13 protein-coding genes and 1 tRNA gene are annotated in these 17989 nt (G+C 46.7%); 7 read left to right on the forward strand and 7 right to left on the reverse strand.

All coding sequences use genetic code 11. The annotated features are described in order from the left end of the window. Window positions 1–81: 81 nt before the first annotated feature. On the forward strand, window positions 82–579 hold the full coding sequence (locus WH46_RS19010) for a GNAT family N-acetyltransferase (RefSeq protein ID WP_046227932.1): 498 nt from the start codon (window positions 82–84) through the stop codon (window positions 577–579). Window positions 580–596: 17 nt separating this feature from the next. Here the strand turns inward: WH46_RS19010 and WH46_RS19015 are convergent, their stop codons facing one another. Together WH46_RS19015 and WH46_RS19020 are read right to left on the reverse strand one after the other, a co-directional pair. Then, window positions 597–1043, reverse strand: coding sequence for an NUDIX hydrolase (locus WH46_RS19015; protein ID WP_046227933.1), 447 nt, complete (start codon window positions 1041–1043; stop codon window positions 597–599). Window positions 1044–1140: 97 nt separating this feature from the next. Further along, window positions 1141–1446, reverse strand: a complete 306-nt coding sequence (locus WH46_RS19020; protein ID WP_017813107.1) for an NIPSNAP family protein — start codon at window positions 1444–1446, stop codon at window positions 1141–1143. 246 nt (window positions 1447–1692) lie between these two features. Here WH46_RS19020 and WH46_RS19025 point away from each other — a divergent pair, with 246 nt between their 5' ends. From WH46_RS19025 to WH46_RS19040, 4 genes are all read left to right on the forward strand, one after another. After that, the gene (locus tag WH46_RS19025; RefSeq protein ID WP_017813106.1) at window positions 1693–2433 is read left to right on the forward strand and encodes a GntR family transcriptional regulator; all 741 of its coding nucleotides are present in this window, start codon (window positions 1693–1695) and stop codon (window positions 2431–2433) included. A 199-nt stretch (window positions 2434–2632) separates the two neighbouring features. Beyond that, window positions 2633–3367, forward strand: coding sequence for a purine-nucleoside phosphorylase (gene deoD, locus WH46_RS19030; protein ID WP_082208460.1), 735 nt, complete (start codon window positions 2633–2635; stop codon window positions 3365–3367). 33 nt (window positions 3368–3400) lie between these two features. Continuing rightward, window positions 3401–4846 carry an MFS transporter gene (locus WH46_RS19035; protein ID WP_156172314.1) on the forward strand — a complete coding sequence of 482 codons (1446 nt, stop codon included), beginning with the start codon at window positions 3401–3403 and terminating at the stop codon, window positions 4844–4846. Between the two features lie 452 nt (window positions 4847–5298). After that, entirely contained in the window at window positions 5299–7026 is a 1728-nt protein-coding gene (locus tag WH46_RS19040) for a cellulase family glycosylhydrolase (protein ID WP_046227934.1), read from the forward strand. A gap of 163 nt (window positions 7027–7189) precedes the next feature. Here the strand turns inward: WH46_RS19040 and WH46_RS19045 are convergent, their stop codons facing one another. Together WH46_RS19045 and WH46_RS24155 are read right to left on the reverse strand one after the other, a co-directional pair. Next, window positions 7190–8710, reverse strand: a complete 1521-nt coding sequence (locus WH46_RS19045; protein WP_046227935.1) for a TROVE domain-containing protein — start codon at window positions 8708–8710, stop codon at window positions 7190–7192. A 975-nt stretch (window positions 8711–9685) separates the two neighbouring features. Beyond that, window positions 9686–9750: transfer RNA gene (locus WH46_RS24155), tRNA-OTHER, on the reverse strand. A 295-nt stretch (window positions 9751–10045) separates the two neighbouring features. Here WH46_RS24155 and WH46_RS19050 point away from each other — a divergent pair. Together WH46_RS19050 and WH46_RS19055 are read left to right on the forward strand one after the other, a co-directional pair. Beyond that, complete coding sequence (locus tag WH46_RS19050) at window positions 10046–11353, forward strand: helix-turn-helix transcriptional regulator (RefSeq protein ID WP_046227936.1); 1308 nt, start codon at window positions 10046–10048, stop codon at window positions 11351–11353. After that, a complete protein-coding gene (locus WH46_RS19055; protein ID WP_046227937.1) occupies window positions 11340–12149 on the forward strand; it encodes a WYL domain-containing protein in 810 nt (269 codons plus the stop codon). The genes WH46_RS19050 and WH46_RS19055 overlap by 14 nt, the downstream gene beginning before the upstream one ends. A 190-nt stretch (window positions 12150–12339) precedes the next feature. Here the strand turns inward: WH46_RS19055 and WH46_RS19060 are convergent, their stop codons facing one another. The 3 genes from WH46_RS19060 to WH46_RS19070 all read right to left on the reverse strand — a co-directional run bounded on the left by WH46_RS19060 (window position 12340) and on the right by WH46_RS19070 (window position 17975). Next, a complete protein-coding gene (locus tag WH46_RS19060) occupies window positions 12340–12618 on the reverse strand; it encodes a hypothetical protein (RefSeq protein ID WP_046227938.1) in 279 nt (92 codons plus the stop codon). A 27-nt stretch (window positions 12619–12645) separates the two neighbouring features. After that, window positions 12646–14358: a hypothetical protein gene (locus WH46_RS19065; RefSeq protein ID WP_046227939.1), complete on the reverse strand. Its 1713-nt coding sequence runs from the start codon at window positions 14356–14358 to the stop codon at window positions 12646–12648. 74 nt (window positions 14359–14432) lie between these two features. Further along, window positions 14433–17975: a DUF4132 domain-containing protein gene (locus tag WH46_RS19070; RefSeq protein ID WP_046227940.1), complete on the reverse strand. Its 3543-nt coding sequence runs from the start codon at window positions 17973–17975 to the stop codon at window positions 14433–14435. Window positions 17976–17989 lie beyond the last annotated feature (14 nt).

The following is a 17989-nucleotide window of genomic DNA, read 5'->3' on the forward strand; positions in this document are numbered from 1 at the left end:
GGATAAGTGTTTGTTACCTGGACCGATAACGAGATATAATAGACCATAGTACATATTTACCTACCCGTCAGGAGGCCAATAATGAATATTGAAATTCTGGATGCCCGTCATGCCGAAGCTTATCGACAGCTGCGGTTAGAGGCACTGGAGCAGTACCCTGAAGCATTTGCTTCCAGTTATGAGGAAGAAAAAGATTTTCCATTGGAGCGATTTCATAGACGGCTCACTGGTACAGACTCCACGACACTCGGAGCATGGCATGAATCCGAATTGATTGGTTCGGTAACCCTTGTCTACGAACGCAAGCCCAAGCTGCAGCATCGTGCCAATATCATGGCTATGTATGTAAAACCGTCCCACCGGGGCTCAGGAATTGGCAAGGAGCTCATGCAGCAGGCAATCCGAACAGCACGCAGTGCAGGAACTATCGAGCAGATTTACCTGTCGGTTATGGCACATAATGAGCCCGCCAAACGGCTGTATCAGGCACTCGGATTTGAAGCTTATGGCAAGGACTGGCGTGCCCTCAAAATCGGCCAGACGTATTACGATGAAGAACTGATGGCACTCTTCCTCTAAGTATCGTCCTCTTCTGCTTACAGCGATTGGTTCGATACCAACTGCTGTCGTGCTGCCTCGGCACGGCGTATACTTTCCCTGGTCCATGGCGGTGCAGACGGGTCACGAAGCAGTTCTTCACTCGTCATCCAGTAGACAGCATCTACTTCTGCGGCGCTTTTGCTATGCGCCCGTCCCTCTGCATATTCACACAAAAATACGATATTAAGTACTGTGTGGCCGGCATCCGTCCTGAATACCGAATTGTATAGATACTGCGGATTCGGTACAATCCGGATGCCCACTTCCTCCTCTATTTCACGATAAAGGGCTTCTTCCAGCTGATCGGTTCCCTGTTCGTCAGACTCCAGTTTGCCACCGACCAGTGCCAGTGTACCGCCAGCATGCTCTTCTTGCAGACTTCGGCGAATGATCAGCCACTGATCTGCGCGATAAATCGCTCCTTCCACATTGATAATGCTCATCGTATCACCCTCCTCTATGTATCCTGTTATTATTCTGCATGTCCTATTTAGGATGGATACCATCATAATGCTAATTTCATTAGACTTTAGAACAGTGCTATTCCAGTACCGGCCGCATGAAGCTGCGCTCATAACTGATAATGCAGCGTGTCTCATTAGCGTAGGCATAAGCAGCCTGACACTCTTCATCAATCTCCATTCTGCGGCGGTACAGCTCATACTCTGCCAGGCTGGGGAAACTGAACAAAGCATACGCGATATTATTGGCGCCTTCATGAGGAAGAAAATAACCGTGGTGCATACCGCCCAGTCGATTGACCAGTGGGATCCACAGTTTGGCATAACGTTCGAATTCAGGGACTTTGTAAGGATCGATTATGTATTTGAGATAACAGGTGATCATCGCATATTCCTCCCAAGTATGTATTTCCGATAGTGTAGCACACGCTGTGAAGACTGTCATAAATCAAATTTAAAATAATGAAAGTTAATCAAAAGATCATGACTCTTGAGGGTCTAAGTGTTCATGCTATAATGAGCGTAAGAAGCAGATCATACGTGTACGGAAAGAAACGAAACCGTCACATTGGGCAGCTTCCATAGTGTTGGTGTGACAGACTTTGGTGCGGAGATGCGGATGGAGGAAACAATGGGGTCAAATACGGATAATCTCTCAAGAGGCAAACGGCCACTGTATATTTCGGTATATGATGAGCTGTTCAAACAAATTATGAACGGAACCCTGCCGCCAGGCAGTCGACTGCCTTCAGAACCCGAGCTTGCCAAGCGTTTTGAGGTTAGCCGGATGACGCTGCGTCAGGCATTGGCACTTCTGCAGGATGACGGTCTGGTCAAAAGCTTTCATGGTAAAGGCAATTTTGTAACCGGAACTACACACCGGGATGTCAGTCTAGGGTTGGAAAAGCTGGGTAATCCCCTGTATAAATGCCATACCGAAACCATTGATCGGGTAGAATTGAAGTTTCGGCTGGATCTGGAGAGCGACTACACCCAGGAGGTGCTTGGACGCCGAGCAGCAGCTGTAGTAGCAGCTGAACGCTGGTATTGGAGCGATGAACAAATCGTAGCTTATGCGTTTACCTTTCTGGCGATTGAGGCGGTATCTGAGCTTGGTATGGATCTGCAAAACGAGCCGTTGCTGCTCGATACGCTGGAACATGGCGTCTACGAGCAAGCTGCTTCGTCGCTGATTGAAGTGAAGCGCGCAAGTGCTGCGCCGGTGTCTGTACATAAATACAAGATGGATATTGGCGAAGGCTGCGATCTGCTGCTGGAGAGCGTATATGTCAATGAGCAGTATCCTGCCTTGTATAACAAATATTATATTCCGCGACAATACAGCTCTATCCAGATTCGAGCCAGCAGATAAAAAGTTCAGACCAAATGTATAAAGTGACCAAAGACGTTTTCCCTTAGCGGAAAGCGTCTTTTTGATATGTCTATCCTTGCTTAGAAAAAAGAGGTTGTTGCGTCCAATGAAATGTGATACTTTATGTCTATACAAATTATACAAGTTTATATACAAGTATAAAATTTGTATATAAAAATCAAATAATGGAGTGAATAAAATGAGTAATATGGATAACGGACGTAACTTTTTCACCGAAACTCCTCATATCAAACCACAAGGTGCCGAAATCGCAGAGACCATTCTGCTGCCTGGTGATCCGCTACGAGCGCAGTTTATCGCTGATACGTATCTGGAAGACGTAGTCGAATTTAATCGGGTACGCGGTATGCTCGGATATACCGGTACGTATAACGGAAAGCGTATTTCGGTTATGGGCACAGGAATGGGTGTTCCGAGCATGAGTCTGTATTCCTGGGAGCTGATTCATGTCTTTGGTGTGAAGAATCTGATTCGCATTGGTTCAGCCGGTGCTATTCAGGATAAGCTGAACTTGTATGATATCGTATTCGCTATTGGGGCATCGACCGATTCGAACTATGCCAAGCAGTATAATTTACCAGGTTATTATTCGATCACCGCTTCGTTCGATCTGCTGGAGAAAGCCAAGCAAACCGCAGACCGTCAAGGACAAAAGGTACATATTGGCAACGTGCTGTCGAGCGATATTTTCTATAACGAAGATCCGACGGCGCTGCACAGATGGAGTGATATGGGTATCCTCTGCGCAGAGATGGAAACGGCAGGATTGTATATGAATGCAGCACGAGCCGGAGTGAATGCGCTTTCGATTTTGACGATCAGCGACCACATTTTCCGTGAAGAAGCCACAACGCCCGAAGAGCGTCAGAATACCTTTACACAGATGATGGAAATTGCGCTGAAGCTGGCTTAGTACAGGCAGTTATACGAAAAGGAGATTACGTTGATGAATAAAACCCAGACGATACAACAGGGTACAAATGAGAGCGTTATCAACAGTAGTGAACTTTCTGCTGCAGATATCCCCACAGCCGGAAATGCTGTCGAGCCGGAGCTGAATGTATATTCAGCAGCAGAAGCACGCCGTCTTAAACAGGCTGTGCCTGTTATTCTGCTCTTTTTCCTTTTTGCATTAGTTATCGATAATTCGTTCAAGCTGGTCTCTGTGGCGATCGCACAGGATCTTCATCTGTCAATGACAACTGTCAGTTGGCAGGCTACACTGGCCGGACTGATCATCGGGATTGGAGCGGTTGTATATGCGACGCTGGCTGATACGGTCAGTATCAAAAAGCTGCTTGTAACCGGTATAGTACTCATCTGTATCGGTTCGGTTATCGGTTATGTGTTCCGGCATTCTTTCCCGCTGGTTCTGCTTGCACGTGTGATCCAGACTGCAGGACTGGCTTCGGCGGAGACATTGTATGTTATTTATGTCACGAAATATCTGCCACGCAGTGAACAGAAATTGTTTCTTGGTCTCAGCACAAGCAGCTACTCGCTGTCGCTTGTTATCGGCGCGCTTGCCGGCGGTTATATCTCGACCTATCTGAACTGGTCCGCACTCTTCCTGATTCCTCTGGTCTCCATCCTGCTGCTGCCGTTTATTCTGAAATTCCTGCCGAATGAGCAGTCTAGCCGCAGTCGCATCGATTTTGCCGGGCTGATTCTAATCGCTTCGATTGCTACAGCGGTGATGCTCTACATCTCGGACTTCAACTGGATGTATCTGATTCTGTTCGCTGCCGCTGCCGGACTGTTCCTAGCCTATATCAGCCGCAGCAAGCGAGCATTTATCGGTATTGAATTTTTCCGCAATCGCCGGTTTATCTCTATTCTGGTTATCGTATTCATTATGTATTCGGTACAGCTCGGTTATATTTTCCTATTCCCATTCCTGATGCAAAAAGTATACGGACTGGAGCTCGACAAAATCTCCCTTCTGCTCGTACCGGGTTACATCACTGCTGTTATTGTCGGCGCACTCTCAGGCGGAATTGCCAAAAAGCTGTCCAATCGGCAGGCGGTATCGCTGGCACTGCTTCTGATTGCAGTTAGCGTAGCCCTTCCCGGTCTGCTGCCGTTCAGCTCGCCGATTATCTATGTTCTGTCGATGATGATCTTCGCCGGATCATTTGCGCTTATGTATGCGCCTCTGCTGGATTCCTGTGTCAGCTCGATTCCTGTGGAGAAAGCCGGTACTGCGATCGGATTTTATAACCTGATGATCAATGTAGCAGCCTCGATCGGTATTACGTATACAGCTGCCATGACCGAAGCACTGCCATTTCGGACCGTACTCGTGATCCTGGGTGCAGTATCGCTGGCTGCCCTGCTGCTCTATACGCTGTTAATGGGTCGTACCCAAAAGTATAATAACTATCGTATGTAGAATCCGCTTTTGCGAAGTGAATCTGACAAAAAAGCTATTCAAAAACGGTATTCAGTGAATGCAAACAAGCCCAAAATTCGGTTTCGGGCTTGTTTGCACTTACTTTATATTTAAAATTCTCGGTCCTTATCCTGTTCGTCATTTTTGATCAAATAGCTGATCGAACTGATAGAGCAAGTATGAAATAAAGAAGGAAATAGCCATTTCACATTAAAATAAAATAATCCCAAACTCTGCGATCGCATAAATAAATTCGTATAGTTCCATTAAATCTCATCATTTATTTCCCATATATTATACTATTATCTTTTTATTAGAAAATCACTAATTTCCATATGAATTTATCTGCAATTATTCAGGTGTTATTTAAATAAGCACTATGATAATTTATAAATCAGAAAGCGCTTTCAAACAAAACGATTCAACCATCTTGTATTGAAAGGGAGAATGTAATGATCAAACGAAAGTACAAATCGCTGCTATCTCTGACGATGGCTGCTGCTCTGCTCCTCTCACTGATTCCCTCTGCCGCTTCGGCAGCAAGTACGGAAGAAGCAGTACAGCCCAAAGCTGCCGCTGCGACGAATATGCAATCTTATGTTGATGCGATGCAGCCCGGCTGGAATCTGGGCAATACTCTGGATGCTACAGGCGCAGATGAGACTTCCTGGGGCAACCCTCGTGTCACTCAGACACTAATCAAGCAAATTGCGGCACAGGGCTACAAAAGTATCCGAATTCCGGTAACCTGGGATACACATATTGGTGCAGCGCCGAATTATACGATCGATCCGGCTTATCTAAGTCGTGTGGAAGAAGTCGTCAACTGGGCGCTGAACGAGAATCTGTACGTAATGATCAATGTACATCATGATTCCTGGCTCTGGATCAGCAAAATGGAGACCCAGCATGATACCGTACTGGCACGCTACAATGCGGTATGGAAACAAATCGCCGACCGCTTCAAGAACAGCTCGAACAAGCTGATGTTTGAGAGTGTCAACGAACCACGCTTTACGGATGGTGGTACAACAGACGAAGGCAAACAGCAGCAGATGCTAGATGAGCTTAATGTCTCTTTCCACAAAATTCTAAGAGCATCCGGTGGTCAGAATGCGACACGTCCTCTGGTATTGTCCACGCTGGAGGCAACTCCTTCACAGGAACGCATGACAGCACTGTACAACACGATGAGCAAGCTGAATGACTCCAATCTGATCGCAACCGTTCACTATTATGGGTTCTGGCCATTCAGTGTGAATATTGCAGGATATACCAAATTTAATGAAGAAGTACAAAAAGATATTACGACTACATTTGATAACGTCTACAATACCTTTACGGCTAAAGGCATTCCGGTTATTCTCGGTGAATACGGTCTCCTTGGATTCGATAAAAATACCGGCGTGATCGAACAGGGCGAAAAGCTTAAATTTTTCGAATTCCTCGGATATTACCTGAAACAGAAAAAGATCGCTACCGTGCTGTGGGATAACGGACAGCATTTCAGCCGTACCAACTACACCTGGTCCGATCCGGATCTGTTTAATGTAATCAAAACCAGCTGGACCGGACGTTCTTCCAATGCGGATAGTGACCTCATTTATATCAAAAAAGGAACGACTATTCAGGACAAGAAAATTACGCTAAATCTGAATGGCAATCAATTATCTTCTTTGAGTGTCGGCAGTACTACGCTGCAATCGGGTACAGATTATACACTCAGTGGCAATATATTGACCATCAAAGCCAGCCAGCTGACCAAGTTGACTACTTCGGGCAAATTCGGCGTAAATGCTACGATCACTGCTAAATTCAGCAAAGGTGCCAACTGGAAATTCAATGTTATCGTGTATGACACGCCAAAACTGAGCAATGCCCAGGGATCTACCAGCTCGTTCAGTATTCCGACTGCCTTTAATGGTGATCAATTGGCGACTATGGAAGCAACCTATGCTTCTGGCGGTAACGCAGGTCCACAAAACTGGACCTCCTTCAAAGAATTCGAAACCACTTTCTCACCAGTATACAGTGGGAATACTATCAAACTACAGCCTGCGTTCTTCAACGAAACCAAGGATGGTCAGGTAAACCTGAAATTCCATTTCTGGAGCGGCGCAATTATTAATTACACTATTACCAAGAGCGGCAGTACAGTAACAGGTACAGCTGCCCAGTAAATATCTTTTTAGTAACAGATATATTAACAGAAGCAAGAATAGCAAAAAGACTGCCTCATTTCGGGCAGTCTTTTTTGTGTAGCTTGGATATATGCTTTGTGACTTGGATATACACTGTTTGACTTTGTGTCCCTTATGTTATTCTGCCCAGTTGCCAATTTTGTTAATCTTCATTCTTGAATGGTTGATCTTCCAGCAGCGTCGCTTCGACATGCTGTACCATTCCCTGATATCCCTGTACCGATTGAGCGATAAAAGAAAGTACCGTATCACTCCAGCCATAAATATAAAACGTATTGCTGTCATCCGGGGGCACCATACTGCTCTGATAAGGCGCAATGTCCACAATAAAAGCTTTGGCATGCGGATTGATTTTGCGGCGATATTCTACAAGTTCCTGGTAAAAAGGACTACCGGTATTTTGCTGCTCATCGGTGATCATAATGATCTGATCCACACTCTCCCCCTGCTCGATCAGGCGACGTACCGGTGCACCTGTATTAGTTCCTCCGCGTGCCTTGATGCGCTCTGCCTGACTCATGATACTATCTCGGCGCGAAGGCTTGGCGTCTTCCACCAGTGTATCGAACAGCCAGAATAATGAGTTGCCGTCTGTCTTTTTATATAAAGCCAGAGCAAAAATGGATCCGGTCTGCAAATACTCACCAGTCATCGATCCGGAAATATCAAGAAATATAGCAGTACGTCCCGGCACATCCGGTAAATTGTCAAAGCTTAAATCTACAGCTTCACGAAGTGTGTCTCGCAGATCGGGATGGTTCACTTCTGCAAAAGCTTTGGCAAAGCGAAAAGGCAGAATTTTGGCTTTGCGCAGTGCTTCGGCATCTGTCAGACGCTCCTGTATATATTTTAGATTCTTTTTGCGGCTGAATACACCATGTCGATCAAGTGTATTCAGATGGCGCAGCAGGGCAAAAGTAGGCATTTCCTTCATTAGCGTTTGCCAGATTCCACGTGTTGGCGAGATAGCACTTGTTACGACTTCATAAGGCAGTTTTCCTTCCTGAATCAAGCGAATGCGTTCATTGTCATCGGTAGCATTTTTGAGCTTTTCCAGCGCTTCAATCTGTGGAAGCAGCGCCAGATTTGTCTTCTGACCACGCAGATAGCGGTAAAGCGCCTGCTGCCGAAGAGTAGTAGGCTTGGGATGTGCAGTAGCGATCGCATCGCCCAGACTGAATCCGCGTCCACGACCGTTATATTTCATCGCCCAGTATTCGGTAATTCGACCGAGGAACAAGGCAACCTGACGCTTAACCGCTCGTCCTCCCTGGCCCCGGCGCATCCCTCGCAAAATAGTCAGAAAATCGGCCAGATCGGATGGGATCCGAACCACCTGCTGAAAAATAGAAGCAAACAGATCCGGATGGGCACCTGACAGTACAGCCAGACCATACAGCGGCTGTAATCGCATAAAGCCTTCATTACGTGCAAATACCAGCGCTTTGGCCATAAATTCAGGGTTCAATTCTACCATACCCTGGTGAATCGATTGGGCTTCGGCGAGTAATTCCTGGCTGTTCGCATAGAAGGTATTGCTAAATGTATTGGTTAGCAGCAGTTGAAGGTATTCCTCTTCAATACTGCGGTTATAGGCGACAAACCCTTCTTTGTTGGTAGTTACAGCGATTCCGCTGCCGAATAGTTTTTTGGCATGACTCATGATGAGGTCCTCCTTGTGCTTGGTATGTATTTTACAATTTTGGGGAGAAAGATATTATATGTGCTATTGATATGTACGATCCGGGGAAAAGAAGAAAAGGGCTGCTCTACCACTGAGCTATTCCGCAGCACATAACGGAAGCCGGAGTCGAACCGGCGACAGGCGAAGTAACCTTTTCGGGCGCCTCGGATCGGGTATTGATGTGAGTAGTTGTGCTGGCACAGCTGCCATTGATGTTGAAGCTGCGTTTGAGTTTTGGTGTTGGTGTTGGCGTTGAAGCTGTGTATTGGAGGCACCGCTCCGGAAAGAGATTCTGCCACTCCCTTCTTAAATGTCGGTCATTGGCAGAATTCTCTTTCCTACGCTCAGTGCGGACTGCCTCTGTTGCTTATCTCCACAGCTTAATGGTTGTACAGCAGCTCCAGATTGCAGTAAACATGTTTGATTTTTTGCTGCTGATATACATAAGATTTATCCAACTATTTATGAATAGGGTCTTGCTAATATGGAGCTCAATACTTCGGTTGGAGCTTATTTGTTTAGGTTGCTAATTAAGCTGGTTTGATTAGAAGCTGGTTTTTGGCTGTTTTATTTATCGTTGTGTGCTAAGTGTTTAGTGGAGCTCTGTACTTGCTTTTAATTTAAGCTGATAAGTGCTTATTTTGAGTAGGATCTTTTATATAGGTGTGTATTTTCTACTTCTACTTCTACTTCTACTTCTACTTCTACTTCTACTTCTACTTCTACTTCTACTTCTACTTCTACTTCTACTTCTACTTCTACTTCTACTTCTACTTCTACTTCTACTTCTACTTCTACTTCTACTTCTACTTCTACTTCTACTTCTACTTCTACTTCTACTTCTACTTCTACTTCTCAAATTATGACGCGGATGAATGATAATAAAACATACCCGAGGAAATTAAAGTGAAAAGGTTTTATACCGCTCTACCTACTGAGCTATTCCGCCATGAACGGCGGAAGCCGGACTCGAACCGGCGACCTGTCGATTAACAGTCGAAGTAACCCTTTCAGGCGCCTCGGGTATGGGGATTACCGTGACAACCAGACAATCGGCTTTTGCAATGTTTGACCGATGGATGTTGGCTGTTGTGTTCCCTTTGATGTACTTATCTTCTCATTTTCATACATGAACGAACAGGGCAAAAGTATGGCGACTTTGAAGAATCGAGAAATAGTTAGATCATTTTCTTCACAAAGACAGTTTGTAAAAAGAAATCGTTTTGATACAATAAGAAAACATTTTGCGAGGAATTACGTCTGGAGATAGAGACGATCCAGATGGATTGTAGATTGATGGAGGTAGACTATACCATGGCCAAAGAAAGCTTTGATAAAGAAATCCAGTTCCTGCGTCTATTGGCGCTGACCGGGGGCAATTATGATCGGCAGCAGTTTGCCGGTAGACTCGGTATATCTGTACATACATTTGATAAAACCATTCGCCGATTGAAAGAAGTCAACGGCGATGCCGACTTTGCAGATCTGTTCCGGTATAACTATGCAGATTCGGCAGAACCGGTGCTGCTGTTCCTGTACCGGGCCAAATCGATGAAAGAATCCGAGAGCCGCCGGCTGCCGATCATCCTGACGGCGCTCAAGCAAGAGTCGATGACCGCTGCAGCATTGCTCGATATATGCGATGAGCAGCTAATGGACAGTCATGCTGCTCCACCGGATGAGAAGACGATCCGTTCCGATCTGCGTTATCTGGAAGAAATCGGCGTGATTTGCCGGGAGCCTGGCGGTCGCCCTTACCGTTACCGGCTGAATAATGATCTGACCGAATGTCTGACGAGAGAGGAACTAATCGAACTGTATGAATTTGTGGATATTATGGCAAATACACAGATTCCATCTGTTCAAGGTTATCTGCTGCGCGACAATCTCAAAAAAGCGCTCAAAGCAGCAACGTCTGAATCTTCTGATGACAGCTGGCAGGAAGAATGGCTGGAGCCGTTCAGCTACCGTTATCATTATGATGCACGTATTCTCGATGAAGCCCATCTGTATACCCTGCTACGTCTGATCCGTGAGCACCGATTTATTTCTTTTCAGTATTACTCTCCCAGCCGCAAGCGCAGTTACACAGCGCAGAATACCAATCCGCTGTTTACCCAGGATAGTGAGCCCCGTCGGCAGCACATGCTGCCGCTGCGTGTAGTGTACGATCATCAGTATGGCAGGTGGTATCTGCTTGGTACTACACCGGGCGGGCGGATCGTCAAATACCGCATGGATGGTATCGTCGACATTACGGCTGAAGAAGAAGCCGATACACTGCTATGTGAACAACATACCGCCAAGCTGGATGAACATACCCGCTATAGTTGGCTTGTGGATACAGGCAGAACATTCACAGTACGGGCACGCTTTTTCAAGCCAGCGCTGCCCCAAAATGACTTTATCCAGGAACGTGTACGTATGCAAGGGCAATGGGGAGAGATCATAGAGGAAGATTCACGCAGCTTTATTTATGAGATCAAGGTTAATGGATATACTGAGATCCGTCCCTGGCTGCGAAGCTTCGGTTCGAGCTGCGAAGTGCTGGAGCCTGCTGCTCTGCGGAACTCCCTGATCGAGGAATGGAAGGAATTGATGAGCGATTATGAATCTATTTGAGAAGATATTCAGCTACCAGCTGGCATCACGTCTGGAAGAAACAGCTACCTATACGCTGACATCTCAAGAAAGAGCCTGGCTGAAAATGATGCTGGAGCAGCCTGCTGCGCTCCATGCACTTGATCCACAGACTTTACATAAAATTGGAGATTGCCTGCTCGAAGAAGAAATCCCTCAGCTGCAGCAAGCCTTAATAGAAAAGGCGGGTTCCGCAGATGGCCAGACCTATTCTCCTCTGCTGCGTCCACTGCGCCTTATTATGCGCCGCCGTCAGGCTATGGAGATCCAGCGACTGAACAAGCATGGACAGCTGATTCCTACCCAATACGGGGTGCCATGGAAGCTGGAATTCTCGATGGCACGACGCGAATGGTATCTGCTCTGGTATAATCTTCGTACCCGAGCAGCGATGACAACAAGGCTAATTCATATCCAGTCTGTAGTCGAAATGGTGCTGCCGGAAGATCAGTATGAACCGATTTGCCAGCGTATGCAGGAGATTTGCAGTGTAGAGCGTCAGGAAGCAGTTATCCAGTTGCTACCCATGTACAATATGGAATTGACACGTATTTTGCATGCCTTTTCCTGCTTTGACAAACGGGTAGAGTTTGTAGCGGAAGAACAGACGTATTACATTCATCTGAACTTTGCCGGTAATGAAAGTGAGTATGTGCTGAATCGTCTTCGCTTTCTCGGCAAGCGTGTTCGTGTGATCCAGGGCGATCATCTAAAACGGCGCATGCATGAAACCGCGACGCGGGCGTTGGCGCGCTATGAACAGAATGCCGATAAGTAACCATTGTTGGAATACTCAAGTATCTGTCTATACGTAAATATAAAAATGCACCCCTGATGTCGATTAGTGTACCTATCAAGGTTTTCTAATCTCCATTAAAGGGTGCATTTTATGCATTTATTATGCTTTCACAGCATTCAGGGTATAAGTAATTTCATTCGCTTCAACTAGTTAGCGTATCGATGCTTTATTATTCGGCCAGAGAAGCGCTCGCCATCTGGATATAAGCTGATAGACGGAAATAGTCTGAAATAATGGTCCGATCTTCACTACCCAGCAATGCAGCCTGTCCGGTATCCGCCAGTTGGTTAAGCAGACGGCAGAGCTCATCCATATGCAGCTGTGCTGCTCGTTCTGCATAAGCACGAAGCTGATTCAGATCACCGGGAGACAGCTGGTTCAGACCGCGCAGCATCATTCCATTCAGCCAATCCTGAACCGTATCGGTCATCTGCCGGATTTCCTGCATGAAGCCACATCCTTTTCATTTGTTCTGTTATTCATCCAGCTTCAGATGTCGTATGGATGTGCCCTTGAGGAAACTGATCGGATACAGATACTGTCCATCGGCACGCACGAGCACTGTCATATCTCTGGACATCTGATCGGGATTCGTCTTTTCCAGCTTGCGAATCGTCTGCTGCCATTCCTGATGATATGGAATGACCAGCGTCACCTGATGACCCGATTGCAACGTAGCATGGATCAGCAGTTGCTGCGAAGAAGGATCAAATACCGTATGTTGAACCGACGTTAGCGTCAGTAATAGTATACGAGGTTTCTTTTCTCCAAATAAAACCACCTCGGTCTGCTTGTGGATAAATTCCGGATCTTCCACTCGATAATGGCCAAAATCTATCTGTTCAACCGGCACTCGCTCAACCATATCAATCTTGGTGCTCTCAGCTGCAGATATACGTCGATCCCGATTGATTCGGATATGACGAAAATTCCACTGGCCTGCAGCCAGCTGCTTCATGGACAGACTTGCTCGCCATGGAGAACGCCCAGTGTATTGAGCATCATACCGAAATGTATTGCCTTCGTAATAGACAGGTCTGGCATCTGTGTACGTATACATTTCCCCGTCTTCAGGACAGTACAGATAATAAGTGATTCCTCTGTAACCCGACCGGGTCTCCCATGGCTCGGCACCCAGTGCGTACAATTGCAGCTGTGCACGTTCGTAATAACGACTACGGAAGCTGCCAACCAGCTGGGCACGCTGACTGGCAGTCAGCTCCTGTTCCCAGACTTCCAGCATTAGATACGTTTCGGTTAATCTGTTCATCAATGCATTCATATCAAAACGGATATGACGCGCAAAGAAAAGCTCCAGTTCTCCCCGGATACTGCGAAGTGTACGTTCCAAATTCGGAAATTCTTCGCTTCGTGCGGTAATAGCGAGTGTCTCCAGACGCGCAATCACGGTCTGCGGCAATCTCGCCAGTCCAGTATGACTGATATCTGTCAGCAGTTTACGGCATTCTGTCATGACACTGGAAGAAGTCGGTACGCTATAACTCGATTCTTCCAGCAACTGCTGTTCTTCCAGACCCTTCAGCGCACGATAACGCAGAATAGCTTCCAACTTATATAGAGCTATACGGCTGGCATTATCGCGTACATTACAGAGTGCTTTGCTCAGATCCGGCTCACGGGTAAAAGAAACCTCGATCTGCTGGGATTCCATGCTTACGGTTAGCAGCGTATCTGTAGTAACATGAATCGTTTCCTTGATACTGAGTCTGAAATCCATCTCGGCAAGCTGTACAGTTGTATAAGGCCGAAGCAGCTCACCCAAAGGAATCTCCATCATCCATTTAAACTCTGCTTCCGATTGACCCGATTCGTTGGAAAAGTCTGGAGAGTGCTGCTCTTGTTCACGATCTTCTGTCTGCTCTTCTTCTTGCATGACCGGAGTCGAATGACGCTGCGCGTATAGAATACCCAACAGAATATGACGGCAGATTTTATCGGAAGGACAGCTGCATGCAGACTGATCCAATGTATCAACCAGCGTACATACCGTTCCATCACTCAGGATACATTGTACCTGTTCCTGCCCGGTCCATGTATATTCAGCGGTGATGCCTTTCTCCATATCTTTGAGCGCACGATTATACAAGCCTTTATTGGCATATCGAATTAGATAATCTTCGGTACATTCATGGATAAACTGACGGAATCGTACGGGAAATGGCTGCATGCCTACCCTCCTTTCTCCTATTTGCCGATCTTTCTGGCAGATGATACAGGTTATTCATGGATAATCATGCTGATTCAATCCACTTGTCCGGCAGCGCGTAAAATATCGTATACCGTCTCACTGAACACCCGGCTCGGGATTTTGCCTAGCTGTCTGGCCTGGGTCGGATCATAATAATGATAGCGGCTTCGACCGTTTTGCTTATAGAAACTGAGTGCCTCCAGCGTAATATCTTCCATACCTTCATAATAGGTAATGCTGGTACCACTAAAATGCAGCTGGGCTACCAGATCATCATAATCCTTGTACAGATCGGAATACACGCCTCCATCTTCGGCCATCCCTTTGTACCAGCCGTACTTTTCCAGTGCTTTCGGGAAAGCGGTCGGAGAGAATTCATCCTCCGGTAATCCCGCCCACTCCTTGAGCTGCTGTTGTTCTTCTTCCACGATATAGATTTGGCGCTCCAACTGGGTAAATGGCTGGCTGATCTCGTAATCTTCCAGTTGGCTTTTCCAGTCTGTAATCTGCTGTGTTGTCATTTCCAGTGGATGAACCAGACCAATCATGGCACCCTGCTGCAGTTCGTACTCTTCTTCATCTACTGTATTAAATGTACCGTCGTCCATATAGCGGAATGTCTCGGTTAGCTGTCCATTTTCATAGATGCCCCAGATCAACCCGGCAGCAAATTGGCGCATAATGATATTATTCACAAATAGATCCGACCATTCACCCTGCGTCCACAGACGACGTTTGGAGAGAGATTCTTCCAGACGCTGCGCTTGCAGAGTGACCATGGTTTTGAGGTCTTTTTTGAGCTGGGTGAATCGTGCTTTGGACTGCTTGGCTTGCTCAGGATCATCTTTTTGGGCAGGTGCAGGCAGGCTTTTGACCATTTTGCCATTTTCTTCGTTGATTACGGTCAGCTGCAGATCACTGTTTACCTTGACTGTAAAGGAACGCTCGCCGTAACTAAGCTTCTGCTGACCATTTTCATCAAAACCAAGCGTAGTGATCAGTCGGTCAGCCAGCTGTTCCGCTGTCAGATTCATATTCTCTGCGGCCAGCTGCAGCGCTTCGGTAGCTGCATTCTTCACCTGACGATTCTTGATCGTACGGGATAGACGATCAATCAACATCAGTGCGGATACATCATTTATATAAGCCATAACTTTGACAGCTTCGGCTGCTATTGCGCCCCGGCTACTTTCGGTCCACTCTTTGACCTGATGACTGAGCAGATCACTCAGACGGCGATCCCCATATAGGGAAGCCAGATACAATATCCATTTTTCTTTGGCTGCTGCTCCATGCTGAATCCATACCTGTACCAGTTCCAGCGCAAAGTCGGCCAGCGATGCAGCCGTCGCGTACTGCTTGATTTCCTGGAGTTGTTCATTCGGTGCTGCCGTATAATCCAGAGACTGAAGCAGCATATAACGCTTGATTTCATCATTAAGCGGATGTCCATCCCTATGCTGCAGCTGTGGCAAGCGCTCGATTGGCAGCCAGTCCAGACGGCTGCGCTTTTTGGCATCGCCTGTAGCAGCCAGCGCAGTATGCGCCTGTTCAGGAGTCTGTCCAAGTGTATCCATAAATACTTGAATGAGCGTACGGAAAGTATCCGACTTCTCCCGCTCCAACAATTCGGTATAAGCTTGCTTGGCATGGTCGCTGCTGCGCAGTGCATCCAGTACCATTTCTTTGATACCTACTTTTTTCTCTTTCCGGTAAATATTCATATACAACTCATAATCAGCCGAACGGGAGAATTCCGCACGTGATAAGGCATTGATCCGTTTGGACGAATCCGCCAGACCAAGCCGGATCGCTTCGGACAATTGATCCGGGCTTAGCTGCTCACGTTCTGCGAATACAGTCTCCAGTACAGCCGCTCTGCCGTCGGTAGGCAGCTCGTTGTAATATAGGAGACTCTCTGGTATATGGCTTCGTACAAGCTCGGTATAGATTTCATCCGGAATAGAAATATAATAATAATTGCTGTATCCATTTAGCATCAGCATGTTTTTCAGCATATTCTGGGTATCTATCTGTGAATCATTCTCATATACTTCCAGCACTCGCTGTCCATCAAAGAACGGAGAACGATACAGCAAGGATAACGAACTCAGCATCCACTCCGCTTGACAGGCAATAATGATAAACCTGCGGAATAGATCGGATTCTACCGGCAGCAAAGTGACTGCTGTTATTAGTACGCGATCCTTGGGATTATGACCTGTTCCGTTCCAGATGGAGCTTACCTGTTGATCATTGATCATGCTCTCCAGTCCAAATTCCCCTGCCAGATAACGCCCGAGCTTGCGTCCTGCGGTATAACTGTAGACTTTATCCGCCAGCACATCCAGAACCAGCTGTTCCAGATAGCTATCTTCCAAATCAATCATATGCTGCTCTGTCAGAATTTTGTACATGATCGCTTTGACTACGGGTTGTCTGGCGATCTCCATCGCACGGCGTGTACGATCCGGCTCAGCAACAATATCGGTTCGGATAGTATTCCATGCCGGCATATAGCTGTTCAATTCGCGCTGTACTGTCATAATCAGATTGTATGGTTCTTCCAGGGGCACGATCCCTTCAAACATCTGCATATCGGTAGAACGTCTCTCCAGTGAGGTCAGATAATAGCCTACTTCGATCGGCAGAACGGTATATAGATGCCGAACCGCTTCCAGCAACAGCCTGCCTTGGGTACCTGGATCGTTCAACAGCTGGGTTTTGCCTCCACGGCTGTTCAATACGTAGAAAAAGGCTGCATGTACCTGGATTATTCCCTGATAAAACTGTTCGCGGCTGAGATTGTTCTCTTCAGGTATAACAAGACCATCAAAAGCATTTTTGCGAAGCTCCATCTGCTGATTTTCCAAAAAGGAAGGTTCCAGATCCAGAGCGGACAGATAATCATTCATTGGCATTTTGCCGAGTGCCATAGGCTCTACAATCCGCTTTAACTCCAGTCTGAGCTGTTCTTCATTGTCTGTCAGCACCGCCTGCAGTAGTGGTGGAAGCTCATCAGCCATCGTATTTACAAATTCGGGTTCCAATTCGCTGTACAGCTTCATCAGTTCCAGTAGCTGGACAATTGTATCCAGCCTGCCAATCATGTTCTCCCCTTTGGAAGGGGACCTTCTGTTCAGAGCTGCCTGCTTCATTTGCCGCTGGATCACTCCTTCGATGATATCGCTGCCCACATATTTATGCAGCATACGGAGCGCTTCCAGTCCTTGCTTCCTTCTATGTACTGCATCGCTGCCTTTGGCGCTCAGGCTGGTCGGATGAATATATTCTTCCATACACAGACTGAACGGGTCCATATAGTACCGCTGCTGCCATTGACTGCTTGTAAGAATCACTACAGCTGCCGCTCGATAAAAAGAATCTCCCCGTTCTTTTTTGCCCATTTTCTCCAGCAATTCCATTGTACGATATCCATAGCTGTTGGAATTTTGCAGCATATCCGGCAGCTCGTCGGTCTGTCCGCTGATATACTCGAGAATAGACTGTTTGCGGTCTACAGCAAGAGAATATTCCTTCGAGCAGGCCTCTGCGAACCTGGCCAGCAATGGATCTGTTGATTCATTGATTAACATGGTAATTCCTCCTT

The sequence above is a fragment of the Paenibacillus dauci genome (assembly GCF_000971985.1).
Classification (GTDB): domain Bacteria; phylum Bacillota; class Bacilli; order Paenibacillales; family Paenibacillaceae; genus Saccharibacillus; species Saccharibacillus dauci.